The organism is Bradyrhizobium sp. SZCCT0231 (assembly GCF_018130245.1).
Classification (GTDB): domain Bacteria; phylum Pseudomonadota; class Alphaproteobacteria; order Rhizobiales; family Xanthobacteraceae; genus Bradyrhizobium; species Bradyrhizobium japonicum_F.
Genome location: NZ_JAFCKP010000018.1, coordinates 21,083 through 40,246, shown reverse-complemented (window position 1 = coordinate 40,246; position 19,164 = coordinate 21,083). Strand labels below are relative to the sequence as shown.

Here is a 19,164-nt window from a genome sequence, read left to right as displayed (position 1 = left end):
GGACAACTTACAGGAGCCCGCCATGACTGATCTTAGTCCCCTGTCCTCACTGTCGTCCGCGCTCGCGGACATCGTGGCGCGCACCGCGCCGTCCGTCGTCTCCGTGCATTCGCATCGCTCCCGCGCCACCGGTTTTGCCTGGAAGAGCGGCCTGATCGTCACCGCCGACGAGGCACTGGCCGACGAGGGCGAGGTCGGGATCGGCCTGCCCGACGGCAGCCGGGTGCCGGCCACGATCACCGGCCGCGACCATACGACCGATATCGCGCTGCTGCGCACGGATGCCGCCATCGCGCCAGTCAAGCTAGCCGCAACGGTCCCACCTCTCGGCGCGTTGTCGATCGTGGTCGCGACCAACCGCGATACGCCGAGTGCGGCGCTCGGGATGGTGTCGGCGTCCGGCAAGAGCTGGCGCTCCTTGCGCGGCGGCGACATCGACGCCCGGATCGAGCTCGATGTCGGCCTTCGCGGCAGCCAGCAGGGCGGCCTCGCGCTCGATGCATCGGGCGAGGCCTTCGGCATGGCCGTTCTCGGGCCGCGGCGGGTGCTGGTGATCCCGACGGCGACGATCGAGCGCGTCGCGGCGCAGCTCGAGACGCGCGGCCGCATCGCGCGCGGATATCTCGGCCTCGGGCTCCAGCCGGTGCGGCTCGACGATGGCATCGGCGCCATGGTGATGAATGTCGACAAGACCGGGCCTTCGGCCGCGGCCGGCATCCGCCAGGGCGACGTGATCGTCGCGGTCAACGGCCAGAAACTGTCCGGTGTGCGCGCACTGTCGCGGACGCTGGGACCTGCGAGCGTCGGCACGGTGGTCGACGTCGCGGTGCGCCGCGGCGGCGAGCCGATCAGCTTCAAGGTCACGGTCGGCGAGAGGCCGGAGACGTGAGCGAGGACAAGACGGCCGAGATCGTACTGTCGCTGGAGATCGACGATCCCGCCCTCGCCGATCGCCTGGCCGCCCTGCTCGGCAACGTCGCCGGGCTTCGCCTTGCCGCGCCGGGCGAAACCGCCGCGGCGACCATCGTCGCCCGCGATCCACGTATCATGCCCGATGACATCGCGCTGACGCAGCGCGAGCTCGACGTGCTTGCGCTGATGGCCGAGGGCGCTTCCAACAAGATGATCGCGCGTCAGCTCGGCATCTCCGTCCACACCGTGAAATTCCATGTCGGCTCGCTGCTCGACAAGCTGGATGCCACCGGCCGCACCGATGCGGTGGCGCATGCGGCACGGCGTGGCGTGATCGAGCTTTGACGCCACCGGGCCTCACGGCGCTGACGTCGCCGGGAAGCTGAGCTCGACCTTCAGGCCCGGCGCATTGTCATTCAGCGCAATCTCGGCGCCATGAAGACGCGCGACCGCGGCGACGAGGCTGAGGCCGAGACCATTGCCCGGCGTGTAGCGGCTCTGCTCGAGCCGGTAGAAGCGCTTGAAGACATGATCGCGCTGCTCGGCGGGAATGCCCGGACCGTCGTCGGCAATCGAGATCACCGCACCGCGATCGGCCCTGCGGCAGCTCACAGTCACCTGCCCACCCTTGCGGCCATGCTTGATCGCGTTGTCGACGAGATTGGCGATGGCGTCGAACAGCAGGTCGCGGTCGCCGGTGATCGCGACCTCGCGGTCGCCATCGAGGCTGAGGCGCGTGGCAACCTGCTCGGCGGCGGCATCGTAGAGCTCGACGACCTCGCCGGCGATCTCGGCAAGATCAAGCGCCCGGAAGGCGCCGGTGCGGGCGCGGGTCTCGATCTCGGAGATCCGGGTGATGGAGGCGAACATGCCGAGCACGGCATCGAGATCGGCGATGGTGTCGCCGATCAGCGCCGCATCCGCCTCGCTGTTGCGCTCGTGGTGATAGGCCTTCTCCAGCCGGCCGCGCATGCGCGTCAGCGGCGTGCGCAGATCGTGCGCGACGTTGTCGCTGACCTGCTTGACCTCGCCCATCAGCGTCTCGATGCGGTCGAGCATCTGGTTGAGGTTTTCGGCAACGCGATCCCACTCGTCGTTGCTGCCGCGCAAGGGGATACGCTGGTCGAGGCCGGAGAGCATGATGGCGCGGCTGGTGGCGTTGATCTGTTCGATCCGCCCCACAGTGCGCCGCGTCACCAGCACGGCCGCGAGCCCGGCGAGCACCAGCAGCAGCGCGGCGACCGCGGCCATCGCAAGCTCGATCATGCCGGTGAAACCGCCATGATCGACTGCCGTACCGAGCCGGCGCTCCACATAGGCGAGCGTGCCGAAATAGACATAGGCCATGATCGCCGCCACGATCAACCCGAATGCCGCGATCGCGATCAGCGCCAGGCGGAAGGTCGAGGAACGAAGGGTCTTAGCCAGGAGCACGGAGGCAATATCCGATGCCGCGGATGGTGTGGATCAGCGGATAGTCCTGGGCATCGTCGACCTTGCGGCGGACGCGGCCGACATAGACGTCGATGATGTTGGTGGAGGGATCGAAATGCAGGTCCCAGACGTGCTGGAGCAGCATCGCGCGGGAGACGACGCGGCCCTCGTTGCGGACGAGATATTCGAGCAGCTGGAATTCGCGCGGCAGCAGCGGGATCTTGCGGCCGCGGCGGGAGGCGCTGCGCGCGATCAGGTCGACGGCGAGATCGCCGACGCGCAGCAGCGTCTCCTTGGCGATGGTCTCGCTGCGGCGGCCGAGCGCCTCGAGCCGCGCCAGCAATTCGGTGAAGGAGAACGGCTTGACGAGATAATCGTCGCCGCCGGCGCGCAGGCCGCGCACGCGGTCGTCGACTTCGCCGAGCGCGGAGATGATCAGAAACGGTGAGGCGATGCCATCGTCGCGCAGCTGACGCATCACGCTGATGCCGTCGATATCGGGCAGCATGCGGTCGATGGTGATCACGGCATAGTCGCGCGCGGCGCCATGGCTCAGGGCTTCGCGGCCATTGGCTGCGAGGTCGACGTCGTAGCCCGAAACAGTCAGCTCCTCGACGAGCTGGCCTGCGGTTTCCGGATCGTCCTCGACGACCAGGATGCGGCGGTGACCTCCGGTCATGCAAAACTCCGCGCGACGATCGCCACCAGACTATCCCGTTCCGGGGCTGAGCGGAACTGCCCGATGGCGATCGCGACAATGGTGCGGTACGGCGATGCGACTACCAATAGTCTCCGCACACATTGACCCATTGCCACCCATAGGGCGTCCAGCTCCTGCGCCAGCAGCCGTCGTTGTAGCCGGCGTAGAAATAGGGTGCGCCGAAGACGGCGAAACGACGGAAATGGTGGTGACGATGGAAGCCGTGGTGGCCGTGCCAGCCCGCGCCGCCGAAGCGCGGCCCGATCGCCGCGTGCGCGAACCGCGCCCCGCCGACGGTGGAACCGCCGAAATGAGCGAAGCGTGCGCCACCCATGCCGCCGGCCCGCATGCCGCCGAAGCCGCCGGCGTGCATGCCACCACCGAAATGCCCGCCACCGCCGAAATGCCCGCCACCGCCGAAGTGGCCGCTACCGCCGAAGCCGCCGTGACCTCCGCCGCCACGAGCGAGCACCGGTGAAGTGAGCGCCATCATCGCGGCGACCGCCGCCGCGGTGAGGCCTTTGAGAAGCCTGCTGTTCATCGAAACATCCTCCTTGCAGTGCGGCGGTCAGCGCGCCGCACGAGGACGATCAGATGAGGAGAACGGGCTGCCGCCTTCAACTTACAAATGCGCCAGATTCTGACGCGGGTGTTAGGGAGAGGGAGTTTAGCTCTCTCCTCGTCATTGCGAGGAGCCCTTGCGACGAAGCAATCCAGAATCCCTCCGCGGAAGGACTCTGGATTGCTTCGCTCCGCTCGCAATGACGACGTGGAGAGAGCTATGGATACGCTGAACAGCTCAGCGCGCGGGGACTTGCCCCTCACCCGGAATCCGCGCTTGCAGCGCGAATTCCGACCTCTCCCCGCCAAGAGCGGGGAGAGGTTGAGAGTCACACCCGCTTGCCGCCGCTCTTCTCCGCCGCTCGGCGCAGCGCTTCGGCGAGAGCGCCACCGCCCGAAGACTCCTGCTTGCGCGGTGCCGACGAGGTCATGCGGGCGGGATTGCGCGCGCCGTTGTCGCGCTGCATGCCGGGGGCGTCCTTCTTGGCGCCGACCTCGTCGTCGAGCCGCAGCGTCAGCGAGATGCGCTTGCGGGCGACCTCGAAGTCCAGCACCTTCACCTTGACGATGTCGCCGGGCTTCACCACCTCGCGCGGATCCTTGATGTAGGTCTTGGACATCGCCGAGATGTGCACGAGGCCATCCTGGTGCACGCCGATGTCGACGAAAGCACCGAAGGCGGCGACGTTGGTCACGGTCCCCTCGAGGATCATGCCCTTCTTGAGATCCTTGATCTCCTCGACGCCCTCCTTGAACACGGCGGCCTTGAACGCCGGTCGCGGATCGCGGCCGGGCTTTTCGAGCTCGCGCAGGATGTCGGTGACGGTCGGCAGACCGAAGGTCTCGTCGACGAAATCCTTCGGCTTCAGCGTGCGCACAACGTCGCTGTTGCCGATCAGCGCCTTGATGTCGCTCTTGGTCGCTTCGAGAATCCGGCGCACCACGGGATAGGCTTCGGGATGCACGCCGGAGGCATCGAGCGGATCCTCGCCGCCGAGGACGCGCAAAAAGCCCGCGCACTGCTCGAACGCCTTCGGCCCGAGCCGCGGCACGTCCTTGAGCGCCTTGCGCGACTTGAACGGGCCGTTGGCGTCGCGATGCGCCACGATGCTCGCGGCAAGGCCGGAACCGACGCCCGACACGCGCGCGAGCAGCGGCGCCGAAGCCGTGTTGAGGTCGACGCCGACGGCGTTCACGCAATCCTCGACCACGGCATCGAGCGATTTGGCGAGCTTGGCCTGGCCGAGGTCGTGCTGATACTGGCCGACGCCGATCGCCTTCGGCTCGATCTTGACGAGCTCGGCGAGCGGATCCTGCAGGCGCCGCGCGATCGAGACCGCGCCGCGCAGCGTGACGTCGAGGCCGGGCAACTCCTCCGACGCAAAGGCCGAGGCTGAATAGACCGAGGCACCGGCTTCCGACACCACGATCTTGTTCATCTTCAGCTCGGCGAGGCCCTTGACCAGCTCGGTCGCGAGCTTGTCGGTCTCGCGCGATGCAGTGCCGTTGCCGATCGCGATCAATTCGACGCGATGCTTCAGCGCCAGCCGGCCGAGGGTTGCGAGCGACTCGTTCCATTGCCGCTGCGGCTCGTGCGGATAGATCACGGCAGTATCGACCACCTTGCCGGTGGCGTCGGTCACCGCGACCTTGACGCCGGTGCGGTAGCCGGGATCGAGCCCCATGGTGGCGCGGGTGCCGGCCGGCGCGGCCAGCAGCAGGTCGCGCAGATTGGAGGCGAACACGCGCACGGCCTCGGTCTCGGCCGAGTTCCACAGCCGCATGCGCAGGTCGATGTTGAGATGCACCTGGATCTTGGTGCGCCAGGCCCAGCGCACGGTGTCGACCAGCCAGCGGTCGCCGGAACGCTTGAGGTCGGCAATGCCGAACCGCTTCATGATCTTCAGCTCATAGGCGCTGGGCACGCCCGGCGGCGGCGCCTCGGCCTCGGGCTGAATTTGCAGGTCGAGAATTTCTTCCTTCTCGCCACGGAACATCGCGAGGATGCGGTGCGACGGCAGCTTGGTCAGCGGCTCCGAGAAATCGAAATAGTCGGCGAACTTCTCGCCCTCGGTCTTCTTGCCGTCGCGCACCTTGGAAGCCATGCGCGCGTTGGTCCACATCTCCTCGCGCAGTGCGCCGATGAGGTCGGCGTCCTCGTCGAAGCGTTCGACCAGGATGGCGCGGGCGCCGTCGAGCGCGGCGGCGGCATCCGCAACGCCCTTCTCGGCGTTGACGAAGCTTTCGGCCACGACCTTGGGATCATTGCCGGGCTCCGCCAGCAGCTGATTGGCGAGCGGCTCGAGGCCGGCTTCCTTGGCAATCTCCGCCTTGGTGCGGCGCTTCGGCTTGAACGGCAGATAGATGTCTTCGAGGCGGGCCTTGCTGTCGGCGGCCATGATCGTGGCTTCAAGGGCGGCGTCGAGCTTGCCCTGCTCGCGGACCGATTCGAGGATGGCCTTGCGGCGGTCTTCGAGCTCGCGCAGGTAGACGAGGCGCTCCTCCAGGGTGCGCAATTGCGCGTCGTCGAGCGCACCGGTTGCTTCCTTGCGGTAGCGGGCGATGAAGGGAACCGTGGCGCCGCCGTCGAGCAGCGTCACCGCCGCCTCGACCTGCTCGGCGCGAACCCCAAGCTCCTGCGCAATTTTCTGGTTGATGTTGGCCACGCGAGATTTCCTCTATCAAAGCACGCGACGCAGGGGGGCGAACCACCGGCCGCGGGAGGCCGCTTATGGACCAACCAAGGTTGATTCATCAAGGTGCGGCGGAGGGCCGTCGACAGAGGATTTTTTGCTGGATCGATGCGATCTCGCCACATTCGTTTGGGTGGGGTCGCTCTGCTTCCGTGTCCCGGACGCACTGCAACGCTCTTAGCGTTGCAGTGCTGAGCCGGGACCCATATGGCGGCGCCGTATGCCGCGAGATGGGCCCCGGCTCTGCAGCGCATCGCCCGACGGGCGCCGCGCTGCGTCCGGGGCACGAGAGCGCCCAGCTTGACAGGTGCCGCGGTTCAACGGCTGTTCTAGTTGCCGGACTCCTGAACTCCACACGAGGACTATCATGCGTACAACATCGGTCGGCGTCTTCAAGGTCGCCACCGCCGGCCCCGGCGACGTCTCCGGCCTCATGGCCATGATCGGCTCCGGCGCGATCGATCCCAAATCGATCCTCGCCATTCTCGGCAAGACCGAAGGCAATGGCGGCGTCAACGATTTTACCCGGGAGTACGCGGTGGCCGCGCTGTGCACGGCGCTGGCGCCCAGGCTCAGCCTGTCGCCAGAAGCCGTCGAGCAGCGCATCGCCTTCGTGATGTCAGGCGGCACCGAGGGCGTGCTCAGCCCGCATCTTACGGTGTTCACGCGCAGCGAGGCCGAGCGCCCGGCGGGCCTGTCCGGCAAGCGGCTGAGCATCGGCATGGCGCAGACACGGGACTTCCTGCCCGAAGAGCTTGGGCGCTCCGCACAGATCACGGAGACGGCCAAGGCCGTGAAAGCCGCGATGGCGGATGCCGACATCACTGATCCGGCGGACGTCCATTTCGTGCAGATCAAGTGCCCGCTGCTGACCAGCGAGCGTGTCGCGGCCGCAAACGCGCGCGGCAACAAGACGGCGACGACAAACGCCTACAGCTCGATGGCCTATTCGCGCGGCGCGTCCGCGCTGGGCGTTGCAGTCGCGCTCGGCGAGATCGGCTCCGATGTCCGCGACGACGACGTGCTGCGGCGCTACGATCTGTTCTCCAAGGTGGCCTCGACCTCGTCGGGGATCGAGCTGATGCACAACGTCGTCATCGTGCTCGGCAATTCGGCGTCGTCAGCAAGCGAGTTCGCGATCGGGCATGCCGTGATGGAGGATGCCATCGACGCCCCGGCGGTGGTATCGGCGTTGAACAGCGTCGGGCTGGGCGTGGCTCCGCAGAGCATCGCGGGCCGCGAGCTCGTCAACATCTTCGCCAAGGCGGAGGCCTCGCCTGACGGCAGCGTGCGCGGCTTCCGCCACACCATGCTCGAAGACACCGACATCAGCTCGACACGCCACGCCCGCGCAGCGGTCGGCGGCCTGATCGCTGGCCTTGCCGGCACCGGCGCGGTCTACGTGTCCGGCGGCGCCGAGCATCAGGGGCCGGCCGGCGGCGGCCCGGTTGCGGCGATCGCGCGACTGTCGGATTGATAGAGCCGGCATCCCGGCTCGACCGACCTCTCCGCCCGGCGCAACCCTGCCCCTCGCGCCGGCTCGGTTGATTCACGCGGGCCATTGCGAAAAAGGTGGCAACGCTACCCAAGGGGATTTTGACGTCATGACTTTGCCGATGAGCTGGAATGAATGGGCGCAGCACGATGGCGTCGCGCTGGCGGGGCGCGTCCGCAAGGGCGAGCTGACGCCGAAGGAATTGGCGCGGCAGGCCGCGGCCGGCGTCGCCAAGGTCAATCCGGCACTGTCGGGCGTGGTCGAGCTGTTCGAGGATGTCATCGCCGACCCCGCCAAGGACGGCGCCAATCTCGCAGGTCCCTTCGCCGGCCTGCCCTTCCTGATGAAGGATCTGGGACCGACCATGAAAGGCCGGCTCCAGGAAATGGGCTCGCTGTTGATGCGCGGCAATCGCGCCGCGGCCGACACGTTCCTCACCGGCAAATTCCGCCAGGCGGGGCTCAACCTGATCGGACGCACCACGACGCCGGAATTCGGCGTGTGCTCTTCGGCCGACAATCCCGCCGTCTACGTCACCCGCAATCCCTGGAATACCGACTACACCACCTGCGGCTCGTCAGCCGGCAGCGCCGCGATGGTCGCGGCCGGCGTGGTGCCGATCGCGCATGCGACCGACGGTGGCGGCTCGATCCGCATTCCCGCCGGCGTCAACGGCAATATCGGGCTGAAGGTCTCGCGCGGCGTGTTCTCGCTGGCGCCGCACATGTCCGATCTCACCGGCCTCGTCTCGATCCAGGGCTGCCAGTCGCGCTCGGTGCGCGACACCGCCGCCTTCGTCGATCACGCGAGGGGACCTGCGCCCGGCGAGTTCATGCCGTTCTGGACCACGGCGCAGCCCTATTGCGAGATGATCAAGCGCGATCCGTCAAAGCTCCGCATCGCGCTGTCGCACACATGGGGCAACTACACCGCGACGCCCGAGATTGCCGCCGAGCTGGAAAAGGCCGGACGCTTCCTCGAAGGCCTCGGCCATCACGTCGACTATGCGCTGCCGGAGATCGACCTTCCCGCCGCATTCGAGGCGCAGACCACCTGCTACATCTCGAACTTCGCGGTGGTGATCTCCAACATGCTCGCTGCGCGCGGACTGGAAAAGCCGCCGGAAGATCTGATCGAGCCCATGAACATCCGCATCTGGGAAGCCGGGCGCCACACCAGCTTCGCCGAGCGCGCGAAGATGCAAGGCGTGTTCAACACGACCTCGCGCGGCTTCGGCGCGTTCTTCGAGCAGTGGGACGTCATCCTGACGCCGATCACGGCGCTGCCGACGCCGAAGGTCGGCACCAAGGAATATCTCACCATCTCCGACAATCCCGATGTGCGCGACTGGTTCGACAATCTGTGGCGCTTCTTCGCCTTCACGCCGCTCGCCAATCTCTGCGGCATGCCGGCGATCTCGATGCCGATGGCGAGCCAGGACCACGGCCTGCCGCTCGGCATCCAGGCCATCGCCAAGCAGGCCAATGACGGCCTCCTGCTGCAACTCGCCGCCCAGATCGAGCGCGCGCTCGACGGCAAGTGGAACGGCGGCAGGAAGCCGAAGGTGCATGTGGGCTAACAAGTGTGCGATCGCATCGACAGGCGATCGCAACCGCCTCAGTTCTTCACTGCCGGAATCTCGTCCGCCGGCTGCTGCTGGCCCTGCTTGTACATCGCGAGCGCCTTATCGAGCGCCTCGCGCAGCGCAAGGGCGGCGGCGACACTGCAGCGCAGATGCGCGGTCTGGACCACGTCGACCCTGACGGCGGCGCCGACCGGCATCAACAGGTTCGCGGCGAGCTCGATCTGGATCGCGCCGTTGTGATGGCCGAAGCAGGAGGCGCCGTCGAAATAGACGATCGGCGCCCGTTCGGCGCTGGAAGTCGAAATGGTGACGGGGCCCTGGGCGGTCGAGGGCGTTTCGGGATCGGCCATGGGCACTCCTTACGGCTAGTCGAACGAACGAAGCCCCACCATCGTCGCTTAGGCCCGCCGTGTCGAGGCCAAACCGCCCGAGGCCGAGCAGCAACGCCCATTCGGGGTTTTGCGCGGCGCCCGGCGCTGGTCTAGAACGTCGTCATGTCCACTCCACCTGTCACGCTCCCGTTCGAGGAACTCGCCGAGGCCATCAAGGGGCGCCGCTCCGATTACGGCCATATCAGCGGGCTCCAGCTCGACCGCTTCGCACCAGCTGAGGCCTGGTCCAGCCTGCCCTACCGTCCCGTCTTCGTCGGCGACACCGAGACCGGCGTTCTGCATGGCGGCGTCGTCACCGCGATGCTGGACGAGAGCTGCGGCATGGCGGTGCAACTTGCGCTCGACGGCACGCGCGCGATCGCAACCCTCGATCTGCGTATCGACTACCAGAAGCCGGCGACGCCCGGTCTCGACATCAAGGCGCATTCGGTCTGCTATCGCACCACGCGCTCGATCGCTTTCGTGCGCTCCACCGCCTATCAGGACTCCGAGGACGATCCGGTCGCGACCGCGACCGCCTGCTTCATGATCGGCGCCAACCGCACCAACATGCTCGCCGACCGCCGGATGGATGCGCGCAGCATCCCGACGCTGGAGGCGCCCGAGGATCCGGATGGCCCGTTCGCACGCAGTCCGTTCGCGCGCTGCCTCGGCATTCGCATCAACGACGACGGCACGCTGACGATGCCATTCTCGCCGAAGATCATCGGCAATCCGATCCTGCCCGCGATCCACGGCGGCATGACCGGCGCCTTCCTCGAGACCACCGCGATCGTCGGCGTGGCGCGCGAGCTTGGCGCTGCCGCGCCGCCCAAGCCGATCGGGCTCACCGTCAACTATCTGCGCTCCGGCCGCGCGCTCGATACTTTTGCCAACGTCTCGATCGTCAAGCAGGGCCGCCGCATCGTCGCCTTCGAGGCGCGCGCCTGGCAGGACGATGCGGACAAGCCGATCGCCACCGCCTTCGGCCATTTCATGCTGCGGCCGAAGCCGGGAAGTGACGAGGAATAAGCTCATTTTGACTTGACGGCCGCAGCTCCGGCCAGAACGATAGCGCGTCCCCGCGAGAGGTATTGGATTGCGACATCCGCTCGACATCGTCGCCATGTTCGCCGCACTCTGGCTGCTGGCGTCGATGGTGCTCGACGCGCTGACGCCGAAAGAGCTGACGGCGATCATGATCGGCATCGCGATCGGCCCCGCCATCGTCATCACCGCCGTGTTCTATTATCTGCGCTGCCCGCGCACGGATTTCGCGGTGATCTTCGCAGCTCTCTGGCTGATCTCGGACATCGCCATCGCCTTCATCTCGCCGAAGGAGCTGCCGCATTTCCTGATCGCGGTCGGCTTTGTGCCGGCGCTGCTGATCGGCATCGTGCTGCACTGGCAACGCTTCCAGCGGCGTCATGAACGCCTGCCCGTGCCCTCGGCGAAGCGCAGCTAGCGCGGCAAGAGATTCGTCTTCGCGAGATCCAGCACCTCGTCGCCGCGGCCGTTCATCACCGCGCGCAACACCCAGAGGCTGAAGCCCTTGATCTGCTCGGCCGTGATGGTCGGCGGCATCGACAGCTCCTGCTTGGCGGTGACGACGTCGAGCAGCGCCGGCCCATTGTACGCCAGCATCTCATTCATCGCGCCGGGGAGCTCGCCGGGATCCTCGACGCGTTTCGCGAAGATACCCATCGCGCGCGCCATCGCGGCGAAATCGGGGTTCTCCAGGTCGACATTGGTGTCGACGAAGCCCGCCGCCTTCATCTCCAGCGCGACGAAGCCGAGCACGCCGTTGTTGAAGACGATCACCTTCACCGGCAGCTTCATCTGCGTCAGCGTGATGAGGTCGCCCATCAGCATGGTGAAGCCGCCGTCGCCGGATAGCGAGATGACCTGGCGGCCGGGCTGTGCGGCCTGCGCCCCGATCGCCTGCGGCATGGCGTTGGCCATCGAGCCGTGCACGAAGGAGCCGATCAGCCGGCGCCGGCCGTTCATGTCGAGATAACGCGCGGCCCACACCGTCGGCGTGCCGACATCGGCGGTGAACACGGCATCTTCCGCCGCGTGGTCGCTGATGACTTTTGCCAAATATTGCGGGTGGATCGGTTTGCTGCCCGGCGTGCCCTTGGCGAGCGAGTCCAGGCCCTCGCGCGCCTTCTTGTAATGCGTGACCGCGTCGTCGAGATGCTTGCGCTGCGTCTTGGTCTTCAGCAGCGGCAGCAGCGCCTCGATGGTGAGCTTGACGTCGCCGACGAGGCCGAGATCGATCTTGCACCGCCGTCCCAGATTTTCCGGGCGGATATCGATCTGCGCGACCTGGCAGTCGGTCGGGAAGAACTGCTTGTAGGGAAAATCGGTGCCGAGCATCACCAGCGCGTCACAGGCGTGCATGGCGGCATAGCCCGATGAGAAGCCGATGAAGCCGGTCATGCCGACGTCGTAAGGGTTGTCGTATTCGACATGCTCCTTGCCGCCGAGCGCATGCACGATCGGGCTCTTCAGGGTCTCCGCAAGCTGCATCAGCGGCGCATGCGCGCCGGCGCAGCCGCGGCCGCAGAACAGGGTGATGCGCTCGGCGCCGTTCAGGAGGTCCGCCAGCGCCTTCAGCTCATCCGCCTGCGGCACGACTTTCGGTGCCGACAGCGCGAGCCCGCGCGTCGTCGACAGCGCGCGCTTCGGCGGGCTGCGGAAAGCGACATCGCCGGGCATGGCGACGACGGCGACACCCCGCAGGCCGACCGCCGCGCGGATCGCATTCTCCAGCACGTAAGGCAGCTGGCTCGGGTCCGAGACCAGCTCGCAATAATGGCTGCATTCGCGGAACAGGTTTTGCGGTTGCGTCTCCTGGAAATAGCCGCCGCCGATCTCGGCGGTGGGGATCTGCGCCGCAATCGCCAGCACCGGAACGCGGCTGCGATGCGCATCGAACAGACCGTTGATCAGATGCAGATTGCCCGGGCCGCAGGAGCCCGCACACACCGCAAGGCTCCCGGTCATCTCGGCTTCGCCGGCCGCGGCGAAGGCCGCAACCTCTTCGTGGCGGACATGGACCCATTCGATTGTGCCGCGGCGACGCAGCGCCTCAGTCAGCGCGTTCAGACTGTCGCCGACGATGCCGTAGATGCGCTTAACGCCGGCCTGCTCGAGCGTTGCCACGAACAGATCGGCCACGTTGTTGATCGCCATGTCGGTCTCCTGCTGTCTGCCAGTCGCATGCGTACGATGCGCGAGCATCGCGGCACCGCGAGGGACAATAAGCTATGACACGATCCCGGCCTGTCTGTTCCGGCTCACTTTTTCGCAATCGCCCGATCGTAGGCTGCGACTGTCACCTTTGCGCGAGCTGCGACATCCGCTGCACTCATGCCGGGCTTGTAGAGGCTGGAGCCGAGCCCGAACGCGGTCACACCACCCGTGATGTACTCCGCAAAGTTCTGGTCGGAGACGCCACCGACAGCGGCAATCATGACGCCGGCCGGCAGAACGGCGCGGATCGCGGCGATGCCCGGCGCGCCGAGCACGCCCGCCGGAAAGAATTTCAGGCCCGATGCGCCGGAGCGCGCTGCGAGCAGTGCCTCGGTCGGCGAGAACACGCCGGGCATGGTCACCATGCCGTGCTGATGCGCGCGCGCCAGCACCTCGGTGTCGACATTGGGCGAGACCATCAGCCTGCCGCCGACGTCGTTGAGACGATCGACGTCTGCCGTGGTCAGCACCGTGCCGGCGCCGATCAGCACGCCTGATGGCGCCTGCTTCACCGCCATCGCGATGGAGCGGAATGGATCGGGCGAGTTCAAGGGAATCTCGATCGCGGTCATGCCGGCCTCGATCAGAACGCCGACGATCGCCTCGGTCTCCTCGGGCTTGACGCCACGCAGGATCGCGACCAGCGGCCGCTTCATCGGCGGAAAGGCAACGCTCATCTTTGGCAATCCTTCTACTTCGTCCAGATCGCGGCAGCTGCCATCGACAGACCGCGGCGGACGGCTTCATCCGCATCGACCGGCCTGGCGGTCACCGACAGCGCCTCGAAAGCGAACCGATACAGCATCGCGAGCCGCCCCGAGGCAATCAGCTGGACACCCGCTTGCGGCACGGCGCCGGAGAGCCCTGCCGCCAGCTCGACGCCGATCAACGTGCCCGACAGCGTCTCACGCGCCGCAGCCGGCGTGCCGCCGAACAGAAGCTGCCGCGACCGCGCGGTGAACAGAAGGTTGGCGGCGAAGGCCGGGGCGCCGAACGCGGCCTTCACGGCCGCCTTGAAGCTCGCGACATCCTCGGCGTCGTCTGCGCCCGCGACCGCGAGCGACAGGATCGTCTCGCGCGAGACAGCGCTGAACAGCTCGCCGGTCATGAAAGTTGAAAATCGTTCGACAGTGCCGTCCTTCACGCGAACCCATTTCGAATGCGTGCCGGGCATGCAGACCAGCGCCTCGCCCGCAGCATCGAGGCCGAGCGCGCCGAGCAATTGCGTCTCCTCGCCGCGCATGACGTCCGGCGCTTTTGCATCGCGCTGCGCGATGCCCGGCAGGATGCGGATGTCGCGCGCCTCGCCCGGCACGCGCACGGCCTGTTTCAGAACGGCCGAGAGCGGCGCCGGCGTGTCGACATAGCCGGCCTCGACCCAGCCTGTTTTGGCGCCGGCCATGCCGCAGACGAGAACCGGCAGATGATCCGGCGCTTCGACCGCCGCAAGATGCGATTGCAGCACCGCTGGGAAGCCGGTCCTCGCCGCAGCCAGCATGCCCTCGCCGCTGCGGCGCTCGGCCAGCACCTGACCGGCGCGATCGACCAGCCAGAGCCGGAAGCTGCTGGTGCCCCAATCCACCGCGACGTAGGCGGGTTCGGTCATGTCAGGTCTCGTCCTCGTCTCACGGCCAAGACGCCGTCTCGCGACACATGAGACGATGTCTTGCAGGCTCCCGTCGAGATACCGGCTATTGCGCGGGTAAACCAGCCCTTTCTCTTCAATTTGAGGCCCTGCCGCGCTGGCACACCGCTTGCTCAAGCTTCATCGCTCAACTTCGTCAACGCGCGACAAGACGCGTCAACATCAGATGAGGAAACCCATGGAGATCGGCTATTTCACGATGCCTTCGCATCCGCCGGAGTGCGGCCTGAAGGAAGGGAACGACTGGGACCTGCAGGTCATGCGCTGGCTCGACGAGCTCGGCTACCAGGAGGCCTGGGTCGGCGAGCACCACACCGCGCCCTGGGAACCCAATCCCACGCCCGACCTCCTGATCGCGCAGGCCTTGATGCAGACCAAACGCCTGCGCATCGGACCGGGCGGCTTCCTGTTGCCCTATCATCATCCGGCCGAGCTCGCCAACCGCGTCGCGATGCTCGACCATCTCTCCGAGGGCCGGCTCAATTTCGGCGTCGCGGCTAGCGGCTTGCCGAGCGACTGGGCGATGTTCAACGTCGACGGCATGAGCGGACAGAACCGCGACATGACGCGCGAGGCGCTGGAGATCATCCTGAAGCTGTGGTCCGATCCCGCGCCCTTCACCTACAAGGGCAAGTACTGGACGGTGACCAAGCCGGACACGATGTTCGACTTCCTCAAGCCCCATATCAAACCGTTGCAGGCGCCACATCCGCCGATCGGCGTCGCCGGGCTGTCGAAGAACTCGGACACGTTGAAGCTCGCCGGCGAGCGCGGCTTCATTCCGATGAGCCTCAACCTCAACCCGGCCTATGTCTCCAGCCACTGGGACTCCGTCGAGATTGGCGCCGCCAAGACCGGGCGCAAGCCGAACCGGCAGGACTGGCGGCTGGTGCGTGAGGTGTTCGTCGCCGACACGGATGAGGAGGCCTGGAAGCTCTCGACCGGCGACATGATGGGCCGGATGATGCATGAGTACTTCCTGCCGCTGCTCGGCCATTTCGGCTTCAAGGATTATCTGAAGCACGCCCCTGATGTGCCCGACAGCGACGTCACGGTCGAATATTGCGCCAAGCGGAACTGGATCGTCGGCTCGCCCGCGACCGTCGCCGAGAAGATCGAGAAGATCTATGACGAGGTCGGCGGCTTCGGCGTGCTCCTGGTGTTCGGCTTCGACTATAAGCACAAGGCCGAAGCCTGGCATCACTCGCTCTCGCTGCTGAAGAACGAGGTGATGCCGCGTCTTGCGCATCTCGGCTCCGCGAAGAAGGCGGCTTGACCCGAGCATGATCCGGAAAAGTGCGCAGCGGTTTTCCGAAGAGATCATGCTATACTCTTAGCGCCGGGTGCGGCGCTATCGTGCCGCACCCGCATTTATTTGGGAGATATCCGCGTGTCGGTGGACGCCAGGGATTTCAAGCAGGCGATGCGTCAATGCGCCGGCGCGGTCGCGTTGGTGACGGTGGGCGCCGAGCACGGCAAGCGCACGGGCCTGACGGTGACCTCGGCCTGCTCGCTGTCGGACTCGCCGCCCTCGCTGATCGTCTGCGTCAACCGCAATGCCAGCGCCCACGCGCGCATCCGCGAGGAAGGCGCGTTCGCGATCAACTTCTTGCACGAGGATCACGCGATGCTGGCGCTCACCTTCAGCGGCCAGAAGGGCGTCAATGGCGACGACCGTTTTGCCTTCGGGCAATGGACGCGCGGCGCGACCGGCGCGCCGGTGCTGACGGATGCGGTCGCCGCGTTCGACTGCGTGCTGGCGCAGGAGTTCGAAACGAAGACGCATTCGATCTTCGTCGGCGAGGTCCGCGGCGTCTCGCATGCAGATGCGGCCAAGCCACTCGTCTATCTGCGCGGCAATTTTCACACCCCTCACGAGATCCGCGAGACGGTCGCGCTCGGCGACCTCGACGCACGGCATCTGAGCTGGACGGATTTTTCCTGACCTAGAACAGATTGTACCCAGGCGTGAGGATGCCGTCCGGATCGTGACGGCGTCTGGCTTCGCGCAGTAGCGGCCATCTCGGGCCGAAATGATCCGCCCAATCCTGTGACGACATGGCAAGCGCGCTGACCGGGTACAGCACGCCGCCGGCGCTGCGAATGCGATCGTAAACAGCGCGATTGCGCGCGACCTGCCGGTCGGCATTCTCCTTGTCCGCGGAGGACGGGATGCGGATGAGATTGAACGGAAACACGACCCGTTCATCGGGCAGCCGAAGCAGGGGCGTGCGGCAGCCGTCCGTGAACATCGGATAGTAAGTGACCCGCCCGAACGGACCGAGATCATCGCTGTTCAACCCGGCCATGACCTCGCTCGCGATCTGAAGCGCGTTGCTGCCGCGCAGATAGGTCAGCAGCCAGGGATGCGGATTGAACCATTGGCCGTTCGACCGCAGCAGCTTTTCGAGCTTGGTGAATGCGTTGGCGTCGTCGCCAAAGGTCAGGTCGGAGACAGTCTCGTGTTTGTCGGAGAGCCCGGCGAGCAAAGCCTTGTCGGCGGGAGGCGCGCTGCTGTCGTAGAAGACACCCGCCTCCAGTTGATAGCGCCAGCCGCCGGCGCCATCGGGCACGACAGCGCCCTGCAACTGGTCGAAGCGCGCCTCGTCGAGAGCGCGCCGCTGATCCGCGGTCAGTGAAGCAAGATCGGGATAGGACAGCAGATAACGCCTGACACGTTCGGGGGCCTGCATCAATCGAAGCGTGGCCCGGGTGATGATCGCGCATTGCGTCAGCCCGGCGCGAACGGCGTCGAACAGGTCGGCATGCGCCGTCGGAGAGCAGGTCAGCTCCACGCCTTCGCCGGTGACGATATCGAGTTCCAGAACCTGGTCGGTCTGGAGCCCGTGCCGGGACGACGCCCCGCCAATTCCGCCGACGGCAAGCGTGCCGCCGATGGACAGGCCGAGGTAGTTGGTGAGGACCGGCGGCATGAGCCCCTTGGCCAGGGTCGCCTGCAGCACAGCGTGCCAGGTCGTACCGGCATCGACCACGATACGATCGGGCTCGATCCGGTGGATCGCCGCCATCGCACCGAGATCCATCACGATGCCGTCTTCGGCCATGGCCCGGCCGTAGGTGGCGTGCCCCTGCCCACGCGCTGCAACCTTCAGCCCCTGCTCCCTTGCCCAGCGCAGAATGCCGGCGATCTCGGCGCTCGACCTGGGCTTGCAGACGGCCCGCGGCTGCCTCTGAATGATGTGGCCAAAATCCTGCGCCGCGGCCGCGCGGGATTCCGCGTCGTCCGCAAGCAATGCTTTGGGCGGTCGTGGGTCTCGCGAACCTTGCGATTGTCCGGCAAAGGTGGCCGAAGCCAGCGTCGCCGTGACGCCGACGCCCGCGTGCAAGAGTGTCCGTCGATTGGGAGTCATGGTGCAATCCTCTGCGCCCTCGCCGGGCGGATGGGCCCCTGCGCTTCAAGTTGCGATCGACTGCTCGCCAGGACAACCGGCGCATCGCGGGATAGACATTCCCGCCAATCGAGAGAATGCGTTCCCGCGTGTCGGCTCAAAGCCGCTCGTGCTTCAATCTCTCCGCCAGCAGGTCGACGAAGAGGTACGTCTTGGCCGGCGGTGTCGCGCTCGGCGGAAACACGGCGCGCACGGGCGTTCGCGGCGCCTCGTACGTCTCCAGCACGATTTCGAGCGCGCCCTGATCGACGAGATCGCGGATCTGCCAGAACGGCCCGTATCCGACACCGAGGCCGTGACGAGCGGCGGCATGCGCAGCCGTCATGTTGTCGGTGCGAAAGCGGCCGTTCACCTGCACGATCGCCGTGGCGCCGTCGATCTGAAAGCGCCATGTGTCCACTTCGCCGCGACCGGTCCTGCGCATGATACATTGATGCCCGGCGAGATCGTTCGGATGATGCGGGTGGCCATGACGCGCGAAATAGTCGGGCGCGCCGTAGACGACCGTGCGCAACTCTCCCAGCCGCCGGGTCTTAAGCGACGAGTCCGGCAATTCCCTGATCCGGACGGCGAGATCAAAGCCGTCGCCGACGACATCGACCGGCCGGTCGGACATGTTGACGTCGACTTCGATCTGCGGAAAACGCGCCATGAACTCGGCGATCACGGGCACCACATGGGTCGATCCGAACAGGACCGGTGCTGCGACCTTGAGCAGTCCCGACGGCTCGACGCGCCGGTTTGCAGCCTCGAGCCGCGCTTCGGTGATTTCCGCAAAGGCCGGCTTTACGCGGCGATAGAACGCCAGCCCCGCTTCGGTCGCCACTGACTGCCGCGTGGTTCGCCGCACCAGTTCCACGCCGACGCTCTGTTCCAGCGCGGCCAGCGCTCGGTTCACCGATTGCAGCGACCGCCCCAGTTGCCGGGCGGCGGCGGTCTGGCTGCCGGCCTCGACGACAGCCAGGAAGACTTCGATCTCCTCCATCGCGTGTGCTCCTCTTGCTCCGCCGGGAATGTATGTTCGCGGCGGCGCAATTGCCGCCCTGGAATCGAGCTGCGAGAGTCGATCAGGCGCCGGGCCGCGTCCGGGTTCCAGCAGG

At 66.6% G+C, this 19,164-nt stretch carries 18 protein-coding genes; 8 read left to right on the top strand and 10 right to left on the bottom strand.

All coding sequences use genetic code 11. The annotated features are described in order from the left end of the window. Positions 1-22: 22 nt before the first annotated feature. Complete coding sequence (locus tag JQ566_RS29360; protein WP_212378913.1) at positions 23-889, top strand: S1C family serine protease; 867 nt, start codon at positions 23-25, stop codon at positions 887-889. Then, on the top strand, positions 886-1,257 hold the full coding sequence (locus tag JQ566_RS29355; protein WP_212378911.1) for a response regulator transcription factor: 372 nt from the start codon (positions 886-888) through the stop codon (positions 1,255-1,257). Before JQ566_RS29360 ends, JQ566_RS29355 begins: the two co-directional genes overlap by 4 nt. A 12-nt stretch (positions 1,258-1,269) precedes the next feature. Here JQ566_RS29355 and JQ566_RS29350 read toward each other — a convergent pair whose 3' ends face one another. The 4 genes from JQ566_RS29350 to JQ566_RS29335 form a co-directional block, all read right to left on the bottom strand. Further along, on the bottom strand, positions 1,270-2,346 hold the full coding sequence (locus JQ566_RS29350) for a sensor histidine kinase (RefSeq protein ID WP_212378910.1): 1,077 nt from the start codon (positions 2,344-2,346) through the stop codon (positions 1,270-1,272). Beyond that, entirely contained in the window at positions 2,333-3,025 is a 693-nt protein-coding gene (locus JQ566_RS29345) for a response regulator transcription factor (RefSeq protein ID WP_212378907.1), read from the bottom strand. Before JQ566_RS29345 ends, JQ566_RS29350 begins: the two co-directional genes overlap by 14 nt. Positions 3,026-3,125: 100 nt before the next feature. Further along, positions 3,126-3,587, bottom strand: coding sequence for a hypothetical protein (locus JQ566_RS29340; RefSeq protein ID WP_212378905.1), 462 nt, complete (start codon positions 3,585-3,587; stop codon positions 3,126-3,128). Positions 3,588-3,936: 349 nt separating this feature from the next. Next, entirely contained in the window at positions 3,937-6,273 is a 2,337-nt protein-coding gene (locus JQ566_RS29335) for a Tex family protein (RefSeq protein ID WP_212378903.1), read from the bottom strand. 394 nt (positions 6,274-6,667) lie between these two features. On the opposite strand from JQ566_RS29335, the gene atzD reads away from it, so the two are divergent. Together atzD and JQ566_RS29325 are read left to right on the top strand one after the other, a co-directional pair. Next, the gene (gene atzD, locus JQ566_RS29330; RefSeq protein WP_212378901.1) at positions 6,668-7,777 is read left to right on the top strand and encodes a cyanuric acid amidohydrolase; all 1,110 of its coding nucleotides are present in this window, start codon (positions 6,668-6,670) and stop codon (positions 7,775-7,777) included. A gap of 127 nt (positions 7,778-7,904) precedes the next feature. Then, a complete protein-coding gene (locus JQ566_RS29325) occupies positions 7,905-9,374 on the top strand; it encodes an amidase (protein ID WP_212378899.1) in 1,470 nt (489 codons plus the stop codon). Between the two features lie 38 nt (positions 9,375-9,412). Here JQ566_RS29325 and JQ566_RS29320 read toward each other — a convergent pair whose 3' ends face one another. Beyond that, entirely contained in the window at positions 9,413-9,730 is a 318-nt protein-coding gene (locus JQ566_RS29320) for a hypothetical protein (RefSeq protein WP_212378897.1), read from the bottom strand. A 144-nt stretch (positions 9,731-9,874) separates the two neighbouring features. On the opposite strand from JQ566_RS29320, the gene JQ566_RS29315 reads away from it, so the two are divergent. Both JQ566_RS29315 and JQ566_RS29310 read left to right on the top strand, forming a co-directional pair. After that, positions 9,875-10,783, top strand: a complete 909-nt coding sequence (locus JQ566_RS29315) for a PaaI family thioesterase (RefSeq protein WP_212378895.1) — start codon at positions 9,875-9,877, stop codon at positions 10,781-10,783. Between the two features lie 67 nt (positions 10,784-10,850). Continuing rightward, positions 10,851-11,216: a hypothetical protein gene (locus JQ566_RS29310; RefSeq protein ID WP_212378893.1), complete on the top strand. Its 366-nt coding sequence runs from the start codon at positions 10,851-10,853 to the stop codon at positions 11,214-11,216. On the opposite strand, the gene poxB is transcribed toward JQ566_RS29310, so the two are convergent. The 3 genes from poxB to JQ566_RS29295 all read right to left on the bottom strand — a co-directional run bounded on the left by poxB (position 11,213) and on the right by JQ566_RS29295 (position 14,615). Then, positions 11,213-12,949 carry a ubiquinone-dependent pyruvate dehydrogenase gene (gene poxB / locus JQ566_RS29305; protein ID WP_212378891.1) on the bottom strand — a complete coding sequence of 579 codons (1,737 nt, stop codon included), beginning with the start codon at positions 12,947-12,949 and terminating at the stop codon, positions 11,213-11,215. The two genes, JQ566_RS29310 and poxB, sit on opposite strands and share 4 nt — an antisense overlap. A 104-nt stretch (positions 12,950-13,053) precedes the next feature. Next, positions 13,054-13,686, bottom strand: a complete 633-nt coding sequence (locus tag JQ566_RS29300; protein ID WP_212378889.1) for a 2-dehydro-3-deoxy-6-phosphogalactonate aldolase — start codon at positions 13,684-13,686, stop codon at positions 13,054-13,056. Positions 13,687-13,700: 14 nt separating this feature from the next. Next, on the bottom strand, positions 13,701-14,615 hold the full coding sequence (locus JQ566_RS29295) for a 2-dehydro-3-deoxygalactonokinase (RefSeq protein ID WP_212378887.1): 915 nt from the start codon (positions 14,613-14,615) through the stop codon (positions 13,701-13,703). Positions 14,616-14,832: 217 nt separating this feature from the next. Here JQ566_RS29295 and JQ566_RS29290 point away from each other — a divergent pair, with 217 nt between their 5' ends. Continuing rightward, positions 14,833-15,930 (top strand): LLM class flavin-dependent oxidoreductase, encoded by a 1,098-nt coding sequence (locus JQ566_RS29290; RefSeq protein ID WP_212379014.1) that lies wholly within the window; start codon positions 14,833-14,835, stop codon positions 15,928-15,930. A gap of 114 nt (positions 15,931-16,044) precedes the next feature. After that, entirely contained in the window at positions 16,045-16,599 is a 555-nt protein-coding gene (locus tag JQ566_RS29285; RefSeq protein ID WP_212378886.1) for a flavin reductase family protein, read from the top strand. 1 nt (position 16,600) lies between these two features. Here JQ566_RS29285 and JQ566_RS29280 read toward each other — a convergent pair whose 3' ends face one another. Further along, positions 16,601-18,025 carry an FAD-binding protein gene (locus JQ566_RS29280; protein ID WP_212378884.1) on the bottom strand — a complete coding sequence of 475 codons (1,425 nt, stop codon included), beginning with the start codon at positions 18,023-18,025 and terminating at the stop codon, positions 16,601-16,603. A gap of 136 nt (positions 18,026-18,161) precedes the next feature. Beyond that, positions 18,162-19,049 (bottom strand): LysR family transcriptional regulator, encoded by an 888-nt coding sequence (locus JQ566_RS29275; protein WP_212378882.1) that lies wholly within the window; start codon positions 19,047-19,049, stop codon positions 18,162-18,164. Between the last annotated feature and the right edge of the window lie 115 nt (positions 19,050-19,164).

Bases quoted from the DNA above. Each gene is read 5' to 3' on its own strand.
- JQ566_RS29360 (WP_212378913.1), top strand. From the start codon at position 23: ATGACTGATCTTAGTCCCCTGTCCTCACTGTCGTCCGCGCTCGCGGAC.
- JQ566_RS29345 (WP_212378907.1), bottom strand. From the start codon at position 3,025: ATGACCGGAGGTCACCGCCGCATCCTGGTCGTCGAGGACGATCCGGAA.
- JQ566_RS29340 (WP_212378905.1), bottom strand. From the start codon at position 3,587: ATGAACAGCAGGCTTCTCAAAGGCCTCACCGCGGCGGCGGTCGCCGCG.
- JQ566_RS29320 (WP_212378897.1), bottom strand. From the start codon at position 9,730: ATGGCCGATCCCGAAACGCCCTCGACCGCCCAGGGCCCCGTCACCATT.
- JQ566_RS29280 (WP_212378884.1), bottom strand. From the start codon at position 18,025: ATGACTCCCAATCGACGGACACTCTTGCACGCGGGCGTCGGCGTCACG.
- JQ566_RS29290 (WP_212379014.1), top strand. From the start codon at position 14,833: ATGGAGATCGGCTATTTCACGATGCCTTCGCATCCGCCGGAGTGCGGC.
- JQ566_RS29315 (WP_212378895.1), top strand. From the start codon at position 9,875: ATGTCCACTCCACCTGTCACGCTCCCGTTCGAGGAACTCGCCGAGGCC.
- JQ566_RS29300 (WP_212378889.1), bottom strand. From the start codon at position 13,686: ATGAGCGTTGCCTTTCCGCCGATGAAGCGGCCGCTGGTCGCGATCCTG.
- JQ566_RS29295 (WP_212378887.1), bottom strand. From the start codon at position 14,615: ATGACCGAACCCGCCTACGTCGCGGTGGATTGGGGCACCAGCAGCTTC.
- poxB (WP_212378891.1), bottom strand. From the start codon at position 12,949: ATGGCGATCAACAACGTGGCCGATCTGTTCGTGGCAACGCTCGAGCAG.
- atzD (WP_212378901.1), top strand. From the start codon at position 6,668: ATGCGTACAACATCGGTCGGCGTCTTCAAGGTCGCCACCGCCGGCCCC.
- JQ566_RS29275 (WP_212378882.1), bottom strand. From the start codon at position 19,049: ATGGAGGAGATCGAAGTCTTCCTGGCTGTCGTCGAGGCCGGCAGCCAG.
- JQ566_RS29325 (WP_212378899.1), top strand. From the start codon at position 7,905: ATGACTTTGCCGATGAGCTGGAATGAATGGGCGCAGCACGATGGCGTC.